Genomic DNA, 15,641 nt, shown 5'->3' on the forward strand with positions numbered 1-15,641 from the left:
CGCCAATCATCGCTCTGTGGCCCGGATAAGGCGTTGACGCCGCTATCCGGGCTAGCGGTTTCAGACCTCGCTGACCGTTTCAGGACGCTGGAAACGACGCAGCTCCCCCAGCAGCCCAATCAGTATTACGCCGACAATCACCAGCACCCAACCGCTGGCGCTCGCCGACGCGACCGGCGTCATTATCGCCCCCAGCCCACCCAGCAACGCGGCGCCAATGGCATCGCCAGTAACGTTCTGCGCGGTCCACAGACCGTTAATCCGCCCGAGCATCGCTTCCGGCGTCTGGGTCTGAATCAGGGTGTACTGCAACAGCGAGCTGATCGCGCTCAGCCAGCCAAACAGCGCCAGACACAGCGCGCCCAATGCCCAGACCGGCATCAGGCTAAATAGCGCGATGGCCACAAATGAGCCGACCGTCGTCATCAGCATCAGAGCGCCCGGTTTTGCCGTTTGCGCCAGCTGACCGCTGGTCAACGCCCCAAACGCTGCCCCCAGCGGAATAGCGGCATATAGCAAGCCAATCTGCGAGGCCGACATCCGCCAGCCGTCGGCCAGCGCCGGATAAAGCACCCGTACCGCGCTCGCCATCGTCAACAGACCGCCCAGCAGAGCAATCCCGCCAATCAGCGGGCTGTTGAAGAGGAACTTCAGCCCCGCCAGCAGCGACTTCAGCGGGTGTTCCCGCGGCTGCGGTGGCGGCGGTAGCAGCGGCAAGCGCAGCAGGGTCAGGGTGGTGATAAAGGTGCCCGCCGCCGCCAGGCCATAGTTCCAGGCTACGCCGCCGGTGGCCAGCAGCAGACCGCCGATCATCGGCGAAATCACCGATCCCAGGCGCACCGTCAGCATGGTGATCGCCCCGGCCTGCATCAGGTTTTCACGCCCGACCAGCGCCGGCGTCGCCGCCAGCAGCGCCGTCACGCCCAGCGAAGCAAAAAAACCGTCCCAGATACCCAGCAGATAGATAGCGATGAGCGATGGCTCAGGCAGCAGCGCGTTGAGGCACAGACCGACAAACCCCACGCCGCAGGTTCCCCGCGCCAGCAGAATCAAACGTTTCCGCTCATAGCGATCCGCCAGCACGCCGCCGACCATCAGGCCAACAAACATTGAGCAGCCGGTCAACGTGACCGAGAGCCCGACCTGCCAGGTGGAGTGGGTCATCATCTGGATTTGTACCGGAATCGCCACGCCCAGCAGGCCAAGCGACAGGATCGAGATAAAACGGGCGATAAAGACGGCGCGAAACGCCGGATGGGTTTGCAGCAGACTGAGGTTCAGCAGCCGGGATTGTCGGTTCATTACAGCGCCTTGTTATTATTTTCCATCAACGCGCGATCGTTCAGGCAGCGTACTTATTGGCTGCACTTCCTTAACCCGGTCATACGGTTAGCGATACTTCCAGGCAAGCGTGCGTTTGCCGCCGCGATGCATTCTGAATGATTTTGCGTATACCATTCTTGTGGGCCGCCATGCTAACATAACTGAATAGAATCGATAACGATAATTACTATCATTATCATGTCAGGGATGTGAATTATGTCGTTTTCTACGACCACGGTGCGCGCCGTTGCCGTACCTGGTCTGTTACTCGTTTTAGCCTTTGCTATCGCTCTCAGCCTGCTGATTGGCGCCAAACCTCTTCCAGTGAGCGTCGTCGTGGAGGCTTTTTCCGGTACCTGTCAGAGCGCCGACTGTACTATCGTGCTGGATGCCCGGCTGCCGCGGACCCTGGCGGGACTACTGGCCGGCGCCGCGCTGGGCCTGGCAGGATCGCTGATGCAGACTCTGACGCGTAATCCCCTTGCCGATCCCGGCATTCTCGGCGTGAACTCCGGCGCCAGCTTCGCGATTGTGCTGGGTGCCGCGCTGTTTGGCATCCACTCCCCGCAGGAACAGCTGCTGATGTCGTTTTGCGGCGCGTTTGGCGCCTCGCTGCTGGTGGCCTTTACCGGCAGTCAGGGCGGCGGTCAGCTCAGTCCGGTACGTCTGACGCTAGCCGGCGTGGCGCTGGCGGCCGTGCTGGAAGGGCTCTCCAACGGCATTGCGCTGCTCAACCCCGATGTTTACGACCAGCTGCGCTTCTGGCAGGCCGGTTCGCTGGATATTCGCACGCTGCAGACGCTGAAAATCGTCCTCCTGCCGGTGGTGATTGCCGCCGCCGTGACGCTGTTGTTAAGCCGGGCGTTGAACAGTCTGAGTCTCGGCAACGATACCGCCACCGCGCTCGGCAGCCGGGTCGCCCGCACTCAGGTTATCGGCCTGCTGGCGATTACCGTGCTCTGCGGTAGTGCCACGGCGGTAGTTGGCCCCATCGCCTTTATCGGCCTGATGATGCCGCATATGTCGCGCTGGCTGGTGGGCGCTGACCATCGCTGGTCGTTGCCGGTCACCTTACTGGCAACCCCTGCTCTGCTGCTGTTTGCCGATGTATTGGGTCGCCTGCTGGTCCCCGGTGAACTGCGAGTATCGGTGGTCAGCGCCTTTATCGGCGCGCCGGTGCTGATTTGGCTGGTGCGCCGTCAGCCGCGCGGAGGTGCAATATGATAGCCCCTTCTCGCCGACTGTTGCTCAGCTGTCTGATTCTGCTGGCTACCAGCCTGCTGGTCTCCCTCTGGGGCCTCGGCAGCGGTCTGGTGCCGTTAAGCGTCGAGCAGGTGCTTTCCGCTCTGCTGGGCGATGCGCCGCGTAATATCACCATGGTGGTCACCGAATGGCGACTGCCGCGGGTGCTGATGGCCCTGCTGATCGGTGCGGGACTTGGCGTCAGCGGCGCCATTTTTCAGTCGCTGATGCGCAACCCGCTGGGCAGCCCCGATGTGATGGGCTTCAACACCGGCGCCTGGAGTGGCGTGCTGGTGGCGATGGTGATGTTCGGCCAGAACCTGACGGCGATTGCGCTGGCGGCAATGACCGGCGGCGTGTTGACCGCGCTGGTGGTCTGGCTGCTGGCCTGGCGCAACGGCATTGAAACGTTTCGCCTGATTATTATCGGCATCGGCGTTCGCGCCATGCTGGTGGCCTTCAATACCTGGCTGCTGCTGCGCGCCTCGCTGGAGACCGCTCTCTCCGCCGGGTTGTGGAATGCCGGCTCGCTCAATGGCCTGACCTGGGGAAAAACCTGGCCCTCCGCGCCGCTGATTGTGCTGATGCTGATAGCGGCGGCACTGCTTGCCCGGCGCATGCGCCTGCTGGAGATGGGCGACGATACCGCCTGCGCGCTCGGCGTGCGGGTAGAACGTTCGCGCCTGCTGATGATGCTGGTGGGCGTGGTACTGACCGCCGCCGCCACCGCGTTAGCCGGACCGATCTCGTTTATCGCCCTGGTCGCGCCGCATATCGCCCGCCGCCTGAGCGGCACCGCGCGCTGGGGATTAACCCAATCGGCGCTCTGCGGCGCGCTGCTGCTGGCGCTGGCTGACTACAGCGCCCAGCGCCTGTTTATGCCTTATCAATTACCGGTGGGAGTGGTGACCGTCAGCCTCGGCGGCATCTATCTCATCGCGCTGTTAATTCAGGAGTCCCGCAAAAAATGACCGCCGAAACGACCCGTTTGCGCGGCGACCAGCTAACCCTGGCGTACGGCAAAAAGACCATCGCCGAATCGCTGAATGTGACCATTCCTGATGGCCATTTCACCGCAATCATTGGCCCTAATGGCTGCGGGAAATCGACGCTGCTGCGAACCCTGAGTCGCCTGATGACGCCGGCCAGCGGCCATGTTTATCTCGACGGTGAGCAGATCCAGCGCTATGCCAGCAAAGAGGTGGCGAAACGCATCGGTCTGCTGGCGCAAAATGCCACCACCCCGGGGGATATTACCGTTCAGGAGCTGGTGGCGCGCGGCCGCTATCCGCATCAGCCGCTGTTTACCCGCTGGCGTAAAGAGGATGATGACGCGGTCAACAGCGCCATGAGGGCGACCGGAATAACCGATCTGGCACGACAAAGCGTCGATACGCTCTCCGGCGGCCAACGGCAGCGGGCCTGGATTGCCATGGTGCTGGCGCAGGAAACGGCCATTATGCTGCTCGATGAGCCCACTACCTGGCTGGATATCAGCCATCAAATCGATCTGCTGGAGCTGCTGAGCGAGCTCAACCGCGAAAAGGGGTATACCCTGGCGGCGGTACTGCACGACCTCAACCAGGCCTGCCGCTACGCAACGCATTTGATTGCCTTGCGCGAGGGTAAAATCATTGCCGAGGGGGCGCCGAAAGAGATTGTCACCGCCGAATTGATCGAGCAGATTTACGGCCTGCGCTGCATGATCATTGACGATCCGGTCGCCCATACGCCGCTGGTCGTACCGCTGGGGCGCCGGTAAATCCCCTCACTGCGGACTTCGCCCGGTGGCGCTACGCTTACCGGGCCTACCGTTCTGTCTCCTTCCGCGAGCTCTGCATCGTCCCGTAGGCCGGGTAAGGCGGCAGCCGCCACCCGGCAATCTTCTCCGGGCTACCCCAAAATCTCCCGCACTACCGGACCATCGGGGCTTCGCCCGGGGGCGCTGCGCTTACCGGGCCTACCGTTCTGTCTCCTTCCGCGGGCTCTGCATCGTCCCGTAGGCCGGGTAAGGCGGCAGCCGCCACCCGGCAATCTTCTCCGGTCTACCCCAAAATCTCCCACACTACCGGACCATCGGGGATTCGCCCGGGAGCGCTACGCTTACCAGACCTACCGTTCTGTCCCCTTCCGCGGGCTCGGCATCGTCCCGTAGGCCGGGTAAGGCGCCACCCGCCACCCGGCAATCTTCCCCGCTGCTACCCCAAAATCTCCCGCACTACCAAACCATCGGGGATTCGCCCGGGGGAGCGCTGCGCTTACCGGGCCTGCCGTTCTGTCTCCTTCCGCGGGCTCGGCATCGTCCCGTAGGCCGGGTAAGGCGGCAGCCGCCACCCGGCAATCTTCCCCGCTGCTACCCCAAAATATCCCACACTACCGGACCATCGGGGATTCGCCCGGGGGCGCTACGCTTACCGGGCCTACCGTTCTGTCTCCTTCCGCGGGCTCTGCATCGTCCCGTAGGCCGGGTAAGGCGGCAGCCGCCACCCGGCAATCTTCTCCGGGCTACCCCAAAATCTCCCGCACTACCGGACCAATCGATTCGAAGGCCTGCGGGGAGATAATATCCACGTGGGCGCAGTTCTGGCTAAAGACCTCCAGCTCACCCACCCACGGTTCCCACGCCGCCTGCGGATCCATCCCCGCCTGGCGCGTTTTTTCAGCCACAAACAGCGTCGCTTTGCCATCAAACTTCGCGCTATGCGCGGTGGTCAGCAGGCGTACCGCATCGGCATAGTTGCCCTCGATGACACGGAACAGTTCGCCGGAAGCCTGCCCCTGCTGGGCGGCAAGGAAGGCCTCTCGTTCACGTTCAATCTCGGCCAGTACCTCCGGGTCCAGACCGTTAGCCTCTTTCTCCGCCCAGTTCTGCGTCTCCGGCGGCCAGGTGTCCAGCAAGCCGAGGAACGCCACCGCTTCGCCGCGCTGACGCAAACGGGCAGCAATGCCCTGCGCCAGCGTCCCGCCGAGGGAATAGCCAAACAGGTAATAGGGCCCGTGCGGCTGCTGCGCCAGCAAGGTCTGCAGATGCTGCTCGCACACTTCATCGAGGTTTGCCGCGCTCATCATCGGCCCTTCCGGTCGCGGCGACTGAATGCCGGTAATCGACCAGCGCGGGCTGAGATAGCGGGCCAGCACGCTGAACTGCCAGGCAAAACCCGATGCCGGATGGAAACAGAACAGCGTTGGTCCGTCGCTGACGCGCAGCGGCAGAATCGCATCAAAGCCCAGGCGCTGCGCTTGCTCATCGCTGAGATCGGACGCCAGCAGCGCGCTCAGTTTCCCCACCGTCGAGGCCACCATCACCTGCCCGGGCGTCACCTGACGTCCCAGCTCGCGGCTAAGCTGCGCCGCCAGGCGCATCGCCAGCAGAGAATGACCGCCGAGGGCGAAGAAATCGGCTTCAATGTCGTTCACTTCGCAGCCCAGCAGCCGGCTGAAGGCCTCCGCGACCGTGGCTTCAATACCCGGCTCCGGCGGACGACCGCCGCGCGCGGTGCCCAACGTCGGCAGCGGCAGCGCTTTGCGATCCAGTTTGCCGTTGGCGCTCAGCGGCAGTTCCGCTAGCTGAATCAACACCACCGGCACCATATGCGGCGGCAGCTGTTCGGCCAGGCGCGTTTTCAGCGCTGCCGTATCCAGCGGCAGGCCGGACTCTGACACCAGGTAGCCGACCAACTGGCGGGCATCGCCACCGGTCGCCGCCGCCTGATTGAAAACGCAGGCGTGGGTTACCGCCAGGGAAACGTCCGCTAGCGCGGACATGACGCGGTCGATTTCGCCCAGCTCAATACGCTGTCCGCGAATTTTCAGCTGGTCATCGCTGCGCCCGAGGTACTCCACCGCGCCGTTATCCAGCCAGCGCGCCACGTCGCCGGTGCGATACATCCGCTCACCGGCGGCAAACGGGTCGGCGATAAAGCGCGAAGCGGTCAGATCCGGGCGGCCCAGATACCCCTGAGCCAACTGTATGCCGGTCAGATATAAATCCCCGGCGACGCCCGGCGGAACCGGCCGCAGAGTGGCATCGAGAATACGCAGCCCGGTATTCCATACCGGCCAGCCGATAGGCACGCTGTTGCCGGTGACCGCCGCCAGCTCCGCCCCGCAGGCCGGATACCAGCTCACATCCACCGCCGCTTCGGTCGGGCCATAGAGGTTATGCAGCGGCGCGCCGGTCAACGCTTCCCACTCGCGGCACAGGTCGGTTGGCAGTGCTTCCCCGCTGCAGAAGACGCGCTTCAGCGTCCGGCAGGTCGTTACGTTTTCAGCATCCAGCGAAGCCACGAACGCCGCCAGCATTGATGGCACAAAGTGGGTGGTGGTCACTCCGTAGCGGGCAAAGAACTGCTGCATCGCCTGCGGATCGCGATGGGCTTCCGGTTCGGCCATCACCAGCTGTGCGCCGGTGATAAACGGCCACCAGAACTCCCATACCGACACATCAAAGCTGCACGGCGTTTTCTGCGCCACCACATCCCCGGCGGTAAGCGGATAGTGATTTTGCATCCACAGCAGACGGTTAACGATCGCGGTTTGCCCGACCATCACCCCTTTCGGGCGCCCGGTGGAGCCGGAGGTAAAGATGATGTACGCCGTCTGCTCCGGCTGTGAGAGCGCCAGCGGCGTGTCATCATCCGCCGCAAGCGGCTGCTGATAACACAGGGTTTCAAGACCCGGAATATCGCTGAAGCGGGCCAGCTGATCTTCTGCAGTAATCAGCAGCGTAGGACGCGCGTCCTCCAGCATCATCCGCAGGCGGTCGTCCGGATACCCGGTATCCAGCGGCAGCCAGGCCGCGCCGGCCTCGACGATGCCGTGCAGCGCGAGGGTGAGGAACACCGAACGCGGCAACGCCACCGCCACGCTGTCGCCGGGCTTAACGCCGCGCTCACGCAGCAGCCGCGCCAGCGCCACCACCTGCTGACGCATCTCCCGATAGCTGAACTGCCGGGTGGCATCCGCCAGCGCCGGGGCATCCGGCGTTTTCGCCGCCTGTTCAGCCACCAGGGCGCTGAGCGTCGTCGTCGGCAGCGCCACGCCGGTATCATTGACCTGCGCCAGCTGCGCCGTCTCGTCGGCCGAAAGCAGATTGGCCTCTGCGCAGCGTAGCGCCGGATCGGCGGCAAACTGGGTCAGCAGCGCGGATAACCGTGCCACGTGAGCGCGCAACGTTGCTTCGTCATAGCGCGCTTTGTTCGCCAGCACCTCCAGCGACAGTCCGCCGGACTCATCCGGAAATAGCGCCAGTTCCAGATCGTTGACCGGACCGGTCGCCAGGGTGTGGGTCACCGCGTCGATACCGTCAATATCGAGAACATAATCAAAAACTTTCACATTGAGCACCGGGCCAAACAGCGGTTCATCGCCCGCCGCTTTGCCGCTATCGCGCACGATTTGTTCAGCATCGTAGCGCTGGTGGCGGCGCATCTTTTTCAGCTGGGCGCTGAGACGCAGCGCCAGCTCCGCCAGGGTTTCTTGCCCATCGATATGTATCGCCAGCGGCAGGACGTTCAGTACCGGACCGGTTGCGGTCAATGCCGCCGATCCCATCCGCCGCATAAAGATAAAGCCCGCCGCATAGTCCATGCGGCTGCATAAACGGCCGAGCCACAGGGTGGTCAGCGCCAACGCCAGATCGGCTCGCTGGCACTGCGGTGCGCCGGCGGCCAGGCGGCTGAACAGACTGGCATCCAGATCCAGCTTCAGACGCCAGATATCGCTACTGGTCGCCCGCCCCGCCAGCGGCGCAGCAGAGAGCGACGCCGGTGACGGCAGGGCTTTGCGCTGTTCCATCCAGAACGCTTTATCGCGCTGCCAGGCCTCACTGCCGTAGTAGCGCTGATACTCTTCAACAACCTCAGCGAAAGGGGTAAATGGCGACGCCGGCGTCGCCTCCCCACGTTGCCAGGCGCGATAAATTGCCGCGATCTGGCGGGTAATAGCGGGGAAACTGAAGCCATCTACCAGCAAATGATGATAACGCTGATACCAGTACCAGCAGTCATCCGCCACGCGCAGCAGCTGGTGACAAACCAGCGGATTGCCGCCATCCACGCGTAAATTCTGCCCGAGGTCGGCCTGCATTATCGCCAGCGCGGCGTCGTGCGGATCGCGCGCCTCGCGCAGATCGCAATAGTCAGGTTCGGCAAAAGCGCGCTGCTCATCGACCCATTGCCAGGCTTCGCCGTTATCTTCGCAAAAGCGCATGCTGAGGGTGTCGGCCTGCGTCAGACCGGTGACGATCGCCCGTCCCAACAGCGCCGGGTCCAGGTTGCCGCGCAGCTCGACATAGTGGGCGACACTCCATGCGCCGGGCAGCGTAGAGAGGCGCTCCGCCATCCAGATCCCAGGCTGCGCCGCGACCAGCGGTAAACGAGTGCTCATGTCCGGCTCCTTGAGGTTGCATAGTGGGCAGGGGTAAGGGTTGACCAGTTCGCCGCCAGCCAGCTGTTGCACGCCTCTAAGGACTGCGGCGGGCATTCCACTACCCAGCCTTGCGGCAGCGCGCAGTGGTGCGGCCACAGGCTGTACTGCTGTTGTTCGTTGCGCAAAATGTAAAACTGCCCTTGCGGATTATCGAAGGGGTTGCTGAATTGCATACCAAACTCCTGTCTTTACTCGCCATCCTCCTGTCGGCTTTCGCCCTGGCTAGCGCCTCGGGGTATGCGGAAGGATGTTGAGTCTGAAGCGCACTTTGTTATTGCGCGCGGCTCAACGGCTGCCAGAGCTGGATGAGCCCAGCCGTCAGCCCACCGCGCCAGCAAAGCGCATCGTGCCCGCCGTCAACCTGACGCCAGAAAATCGTCTGCTGTGTCTGCTGTAGTTGTGTTAAAAGCGCCTGATTGGCGCGAAAAATAAGCGGCTCACGCTCTCCGGCTTCCAGCCAGATTCGCAGCCCGTGGGGGCGGAGCACTCCCTGGCTCAGGCGTTCGATCAGCAGGCCGGTTTGCGCGCCGCCGCGATGCGGCCACCAGTAGGAGCCAGACTGGCTCAGCACGCAGCCAAAGCGCTGCGGCCAGTAGAGCGCGGCAAACATCGCCGCCAGGCCGCCAAAGCTCTGACCGGCGACCACGGTACAATCGGCGCGGTCGCTAAAAGGCGCGATTTGCTGTACCCGAGGCAATAGTTCTTCCTGCACCGCCAGCCAGAAATCGGCGTTACAGGGCAGCTCCCGACTCCGGTGTTCGTTATCGATGACATCAATCAGCAGGTAGACCGCTGGCGGCAGCTTTGCCTCGCGCGTCAGCCCGGCCAGTGCGGACCAAACCGGCATACTCTCGGCCCAGAACTGGCCATCAAGCAGCACCGCCAGCGGACGCTCTGCGGCAACGGCCTCTCCGGTGGTGTAAACCCATATCCGCCGCGTATTACCCAGTCGGGCGCTGTGCCATTCAATGCACACCGGCGGTTGATAAGGCGCATTACGCAGCGACCAGCCCGGTTGTTCCGGTGCCAGCGGCAGCTCCAGCGCCGAAACGGCGTGGCCGCGCCCGCCTTTCCAGCTTTGTGGGTTTAACGGATCGGCTATCGCCCGCGGCAGCAGTCTGCGCCAGCCTTCCCGCAGCAGCGTGCGGTCCGGGCTGCCGCCGTTGAAAATCTCAGGGGCAAAATCGTCATCGCGATCGGAGGGAATAAAGCAGTAGCTGCCGCGCCAGGCGGGAGACAGCGTGGTTTGCCATTGCCAGGCATCGGTGCCGGGCACGCGCTTGAGGGTTTGCGGTACGGCATTTTGATGATGGTCGGTGACGCCGGTGATGTAAATCCACACCCGCTTCGTCAACGAGGTCTCTTCGCTGCCCGCCGGATCCCGCCACCAGAAGGTCACCCGGTAGCTATCGCCAACGGCCTCGGCCTGCGGACCGAAGATCCCCTGCCACCAGTCATCACTTCCTGTCATTAACATTCCGTCATTAACCCTATGTTTACCGTGATTTTTCTCAATAAACGTAATTTTTATTGATAATATTATTGATAACTATTTGCATTTGCAATAGCGTATTACCGCACTTTGGGAAGAGTCACTTCTAATTACACATGTCAGAAAGGGCCATTTGGTCAGCGATGGAATGCCTTCGCCCTCTACTGACCACATTTCTGCCGCCTCCCCTCCCGGTGGGAAGGGGTTCCAGGGGCATGCGGCAACGGAAAGCAGGACGTAAAATGAATAACAAGATCAAATCCTTGACCTTGCTGGTCAATCTGGGAATTTATGGGGTTGCCTTCCCGCTGTGTGCGGAAGAGACCCTCGACAGTAAAAAAGCGGCCACCGAAGAGACGATGGTGGTCACTGCCGCCGAACAAAACCTGCAGGCGCCGGGCGTATCGACGATCACCGCCGAGGAAATTCGTAAACGTCCCCCCGCTCGCGATGTCTCCGAAATTATCCGCACCATGCCGGGCGTTAACCTGACCGGCAACTCCACCAGCGGCCAGCGCGGGAATAACCGCCAGATTGATATCCGCGGCATGGGCCCGGAAAATACCCTGATCCTGATTGATGGCAAACCGGTCACCAGCCGTAACTCCATCCGCCTGGGCTGGCGCGGCGAGCGCGATACCCGCGGCGATACCAACTGGGTCCCACCGGAGCTGATTGAGCGCATTGAAGTCATTCGTGGACCGGCGGCGGTCCGCTACGGCAACGGCGCCGCGGGCGGCGTGGTCAATATCATCACCAAAAAAGGTGATAACGAGTGGCACGGTTCGTGGAACACCTACATGAACGCCCCGGAGCACAAAGATGAAGGCTCCACCAAACGCACCAACTTCAGTCTGAACGGCCCGCTGGGCGGCGATTTCAGCTTCCGCCTGTTGGGCAACCTCGATAAAACCCAGGCCGATGCCTGGGATATCAACCAGGGCCATCAGTCAGAACGTACCGGTATTTACGCCGATACGCTACCGGCCGGCCGTGAAGGGGTAGAGAACAAAAATATCAACGGCGTCGTGCGCTGGGATTTTGCGCCGATGAACTCGCTGGAGTTTGAGGCGGGCTACAGCCGCCAGGGCAACCTGTACGCCGGGGATACGCAGAACACCAATACTAACGATCTGGTGAAAAAGAACTACGGCAAAGAGACCAACCGTCTCTATCGCCAGACCTACTCGGTGACCTGGAACGGCGGCTGGGATAACGGCATCACCACCAGCAACTGGGCGCAGTACGAGCACACCCGCAACTCGCGTAAAGGCGAAGGCCTGGCCGGGGGTACGGAAGGGATTTTCAGCAGCGATCAATTCTCTGATATCGACCTGTCCGACGTGATGCTGCACAGTGAAGTCAGCGTTCCGTTCGACCTGTGGGTCAATCAGAACCTGACGCTGGGTACCGAATGGAACCAGCAGCGGATGAAGGATCTGGCCTCCAACACCCAGACCTTTATGGGCGGCGACATTCCGGGTTCAACCAGCACTGGCCGCAGCCCGTATTCTCAGGCGGAGATCTTCTCGCTGTTTGCCGAAGACAACATCGAGCTGACCGACTCCACCATGCTGACCCCGGCGTTGCGCTTTGACCACCACAGCATTGTGGGGAACAACTGGAGCCCGTCGCTTAACCTGTCCCAGGGGCTCGGGGATGACTTCACCCTGAAAATGGGCATCGGCCGCGCCTATAAAGCGCCAAGCCTGTACCAGACCAACCCGAACTACATTCTGTACAGTAAAGGCCAGGGCTGTTACGCCAGTGCAACCGGCACCGGTTGCTATATGATGGGTAACGAAGACCTGAAAGCGGAAACCAGCATCAACAAAGAGATCGGCCTTGAGTTTAAACGCGACGGCTGGCTGGCCGGGGTGACCTGGTTCCGTAACGACTACCGCAACAAGATTGAAGCCGGCTATGCGCCGATCTCCCAGACCGGTACCGGTAAAGTGAAAACCGATATTTACCAGTGGGAAAACGTACCGAAAGCGGTGGTAGAAGGCCTGGAAGGGACATTGAACGTCCCGGTTAGCGAAACCGTTAACTGGACCAACAACATCACCTATATGCTGCAGAGTAAGAACAAAGAGACCGGCGATCGTCTGTCGATTATTCCGGAGTATACGCTGAACTCAACGCTGAGCTGGCAGATATACCAGGATGTTTCCGTGCAGTCGACCTTCACCTGGTACGGCAAGCAGGAACCGAAGAAGTATAACTACAAAGGTCAGCCGGTAACCGGCAGCGAGAAGAACGAGGTGAGTCCGTACAGCATCCTCGGCCTGAGCGCGACCTGGGACGTCACCAAATACGTCAGCCTGACCGGCGGCGTGGATAACGTCTTCGACAAGCGCCACTGGCGCGCGGGTAATGCCCAGACCACCGGCGGCGATACCGGTTATATGTACGGCGCGGGCGCCGAGACCTATAACGAATCGGGCCGGACCTGGTATATGAGCGTCAACACGCAGTTCTGATTACGCGCCTGAAGACCAGGCCGTTCTCTCCCCCGGAGGACGGCCTGGCTATCTGGCCTCCTGACAGGACCACGACAAAGCTATCCCCTCGCCTGCATCCTGACGTAGGATGACCCTATGCAAACGACACACTCGACTTTTCTTTTTGCCGGCCATCGGCTGCATCAGATTGATTTCGACCCGGCCACCTTTGCGCCTCACGATATCCTGTGGCTCCCCCACCATCAGCAGCTCGAAAATTGCGGCCGGAAACGGCAGATGGAACATCTTGCCGGGCGTATCGCGGCGGCCTGCGCCCTGAAAGCTGTTGGCGTAAAAGGCGTTCCCGGAACAGGTGACCAGCGGCAGCCGCTGTGGCCTGTCCCCTGGTCTGGCAGCATCAGCCACTGCGACACCCGCGCGCTGGCCGTCGTCGCCGCCCGACCGGTTGGTATCGACATCGAAAACGTTCTCACCCCCGCGCTGGCGACGGAGCTGGAGAGCAGTATTATCAGCCCGACCGAACGCGCGGTGCTGAAGGCGAGCGGACTGCCCTTCGAATTGGCTCTGACGCTGGCTTTTTCGGCGAAAGAGAGCGGGTTTAAGGCCCTGCCTCTCGCGCAACAGTCAGGGACAGGATTTATGCACTTTCGGATAACCGACATTCAGGGCGAGGTCGTCACTTTGTGGACTGAGCAGCAGATGTACCAGGTGCATTGGATGGCGGTTGAGCCCTGCGTCATCACGCTTTGCCAAACGCAACACCGGTAATAAAGGAAGAACCCGCGCGGTCAGAGCCGCACGGGGGAAACGCCATGCTGGCTCAACACATCGTTTTCGCGAGGGCGATAATAGCCTGGGCATCAAAACCGTGGTGCTGGCGCATCCAGCCACGATCCGCCGCCGCCGCATATTCGCCATCAGGAATACCCAGCCGTTTCAGCGGAATACCGATACCAGCCTCCGCCATAACCTCTGCGACCAGGCTTCCCAGACCACCGTTCACATTATGCTCTTCAACCGTAATCACCGCGTTGCATCCCTTCAGCGCGGCCAGTAACGCTGGCGTGTCGCAAGGGCGAATCGAAGGTACGCTGACCACCTGCGCCTGAATACCTGATTCTGCCAGCGCTTGGGCAGCCTCGACAATTTCATGCACCGTCGAACCGGTAGCGACCAGCGCCAGATCGTGGCCTTCACGCAGCGTGTTTACGGCTCCGGGGACAAAGCGATAGTTTTCAGCATACAGCTCCGGCAACGCTTTGCCGTCGAGACGAATGTAAACCGGCCCCTGATGTTGCAGGGCGTAGTCGATTATCTGTCGACATTCCCGTGGCGATGACGGCGCATAAATCTCAATGTTGCCGAATCCCCGCATCACCGCAAGGTCATCAATCGCGTGGTGCGTGCTCGCCAACGGGCCATAGCTGGCTCCCGCGTTCAGACCAAATAATTTGACGTTGGTGTTGTTGTAACAGACATCGACTTTGATTTGTTCATTGGCGCGGGAAATCAAAAATGGCGCGGCATTGCAGGTCACCGCCACTTTCCCCCCCAGCGCCAGCCCGGCTGCCATCCCGACCATGCTTTGCTCGGCAATGCCGACGTTAACCAGCCGGTCAGGAAACTGTTTAATAAACGGCGCTATTTTTGCGGTTGATGTTGAGTCGGCGACAACAGGCACCAGATCAACTCCATTTTCTACGGCATCGATAAACGCCTGAACCATCACGTTTGCCAGGTGTTCTGCATTACTCATCTTTCAGTTCCTCCAGCGCCAGCGCAATCTCCTCACCTTTCGGCACCCGGTGGTGCCATTCCGGACGCCCCTGGATAAAGGAGATGCCGGCGCCTTTCGTGGTATTCGCAATAATGACGTTGGGTTTTCCTTCCTGCTTTAATCCTTCAAGCGTCGCGACAACCGAGGCCATATTATTTCCCTGACATTCGGTGACGGTCATACCAAAGGCCTTCCATTTTTCGGCAAGCGGATCGGTATTCATGATTTCGCGGGTTGGACCGGCCAGCTGCAGGTTGTTTTTGTCATTAATAATGATCAGATTATCAAGACCGTAATGTGCTGCGGCCAGTGCGGCCTCCCAGTTACTCCCCTCAGCCAGTTCACCATCGCCGGTGATCAGGAAGACGCGGCGGGCGCTGTGGTTCTTTTTCGCGGCCAACGCCAGTCCCACCGCCACGGGCAAACCGTGTCCTAAAGCCCCGGTATTCAACTCGATGCCCGGCGTCTTCTGGCGAACCGGATGGCCAGGCAGGTGGGAGTTGGCATGCTGATAGGTGCTCAGCCAGTCGACCGGGAAGAATCCCGCCTCGGCCAGCACGCAGTAGTAGCAGCCCACCGCATGACCTTTCGACTGGATATAGATGTCACGCCCTTCATCGGCAATGCGGTCCGGCGCAACGTTCAAAATGCGGAAGTACAGCGCGGTTAAGAGCTCCACCTGCGACAGGTCAGCGCCGGTATGACCGCCGGCAGGGCTGTTGGCGTTCAATCTGATAATGTGGCGGCGTACCGCGCGAGCCTGACGCTCAAGTGCCTGAACATCGTAGTTATAGGGATTCATTTAATACCTCTGAATTTAATTTCAACTTGGAATATTTATTCCTTAAGGGACTAAAAAAACCAGATATCCCCTGGCAGCGCAACGCAGCGCTTTCGCCGCTGCACCAGACTC

General features: G+C 61.2%; 11 protein-coding genes. 5 read left to right on the forward strand and 6 right to left on the reverse strand.

All coding sequences use genetic code 11. The annotated features are described in order from the left end of the window. Window positions 1-60: 60 nt before the first annotated feature. On the reverse strand, window positions 61-1,302 hold the full coding sequence (gene entS / locus AC007G_RS02120; protein WP_099001244.1) for an enterobactin transporter EntS: 1,242 nt from the start codon (window positions 1,300-1,302) through the stop codon (window positions 61-63). A 237-nt stretch (window positions 1,303-1,539) separates the two neighbouring features. On the opposite strand from entS, the gene fepD reads away from it, so the two are divergent. Genes fepD through fepC form a run of 3 tightly spaced genes read left to right on the forward strand, consistent with a single transcriptional unit; the run spans window position 1,540 to window position 4,327 of the window. After that, the gene (fepD, locus tag AC007G_RS02125; RefSeq protein WP_032700595.1) at window positions 1,540-2,547 is read left to right on the forward strand and encodes a Fe(3+)-siderophore ABC transporter permease; all 1,008 of its coding nucleotides are present in this window, start codon (window positions 1,540-1,542) and stop codon (window positions 2,545-2,547) included. Next, on the forward strand, window positions 2,544-3,536 hold the full coding sequence (gene fepG, locus AC007G_RS02130) for an iron-enterobactin ABC transporter permease (RefSeq protein ID WP_032700596.1): 993 nt from the start codon (window positions 2,544-2,546) through the stop codon (window positions 3,534-3,536). Before fepD ends, fepG begins: the two co-directional genes overlap by 4 nt. Next, window positions 3,533-4,327: an iron-enterobactin ABC transporter ATP-binding protein gene (fepC, locus tag AC007G_RS02135; RefSeq protein ID WP_004859346.1), complete on the forward strand. Its 795-nt coding sequence runs from the start codon at window positions 3,533-3,535 to the stop codon at window positions 4,325-4,327. Before fepG ends, fepC begins: the two co-directional genes overlap by 4 nt. Window positions 4,328-5,070: 743 nt before the next feature. On the opposite strand, the gene entF is transcribed toward fepC, so the two are convergent. The 3 genes from entF to fes all read right to left on the reverse strand — a co-directional run bounded on the left by entF (window position 5,071) and on the right by fes (window position 10,510). Then, a complete protein-coding gene (entF, locus tag AC007G_RS02140; RefSeq protein ID WP_142630188.1) occupies window positions 5,071-8,952 on the reverse strand; it encodes an enterobactin non-ribosomal peptide synthetase EntF in 3,882 nt (1,293 codons plus the stop codon). Then, complete coding sequence (locus AC007G_RS02145; RefSeq protein ID WP_032688956.1) at window positions 8,949-9,167, reverse strand: MbtH family protein; 219 nt, start codon at window positions 9,165-9,167, stop codon at window positions 8,949-8,951. The genes entF and AC007G_RS02145 overlap by 4 nt, the downstream gene beginning before the upstream one ends. A 98-nt stretch (window positions 9,168-9,265) precedes the next feature. Further along, the gene (gene fes / locus AC007G_RS02150) at window positions 9,266-10,510 is read right to left on the reverse strand and encodes an enterochelin esterase (protein WP_223849391.1); all 1,245 of its coding nucleotides are present in this window, start codon (window positions 10,508-10,510) and stop codon (window positions 9,266-9,268) included. Window positions 10,511-10,728: 218 nt separating this feature from the next. Between fes and AC007G_RS02155 the strand changes: the two genes are divergently transcribed. Both AC007G_RS02155 and entD read left to right on the forward strand, forming a co-directional pair. Beyond that, entirely contained in the window at window positions 10,729-12,969 is a 2,241-nt protein-coding gene (locus tag AC007G_RS02155) for a TonB-dependent siderophore receptor (protein ID WP_032700598.1), read from the forward strand. Between the two features lie 117 nt (window positions 12,970-13,086). Beyond that, the gene (gene entD, locus AC007G_RS02160; RefSeq protein ID WP_032688961.1) at window positions 13,087-13,719 is read left to right on the forward strand and encodes an enterobactin synthase subunit EntD; all 633 of its coding nucleotides are present in this window, start codon (window positions 13,087-13,089) and stop codon (window positions 13,717-13,719) included. 52 nt (window positions 13,720-13,771) lie between these two features. On the opposite strand, the gene AC007G_RS02165 is transcribed toward entD, so the two are convergent. Together AC007G_RS02165 and AC007G_RS02170 are read right to left on the reverse strand one after the other, a co-directional pair. After that, complete coding sequence (locus AC007G_RS02165; RefSeq protein WP_032688963.1) at window positions 13,772-14,707, reverse strand: transketolase family protein; 936 nt, start codon at window positions 14,705-14,707, stop codon at window positions 13,772-13,774. Beyond that, window positions 14,700-15,530 (reverse strand): transketolase, encoded by an 831-nt coding sequence (locus tag AC007G_RS02170; RefSeq protein ID WP_032688965.1) that lies wholly within the window; start codon window positions 15,528-15,530, stop codon window positions 14,700-14,702. Before AC007G_RS02170 ends, AC007G_RS02165 begins: the two co-directional genes overlap by 8 nt. Between the last annotated feature and the right edge of the window lie 111 nt (window positions 15,531-15,641).

It is taken from the genome of Klebsiella sp. CSG-1 (assembly GCF_056521145.1).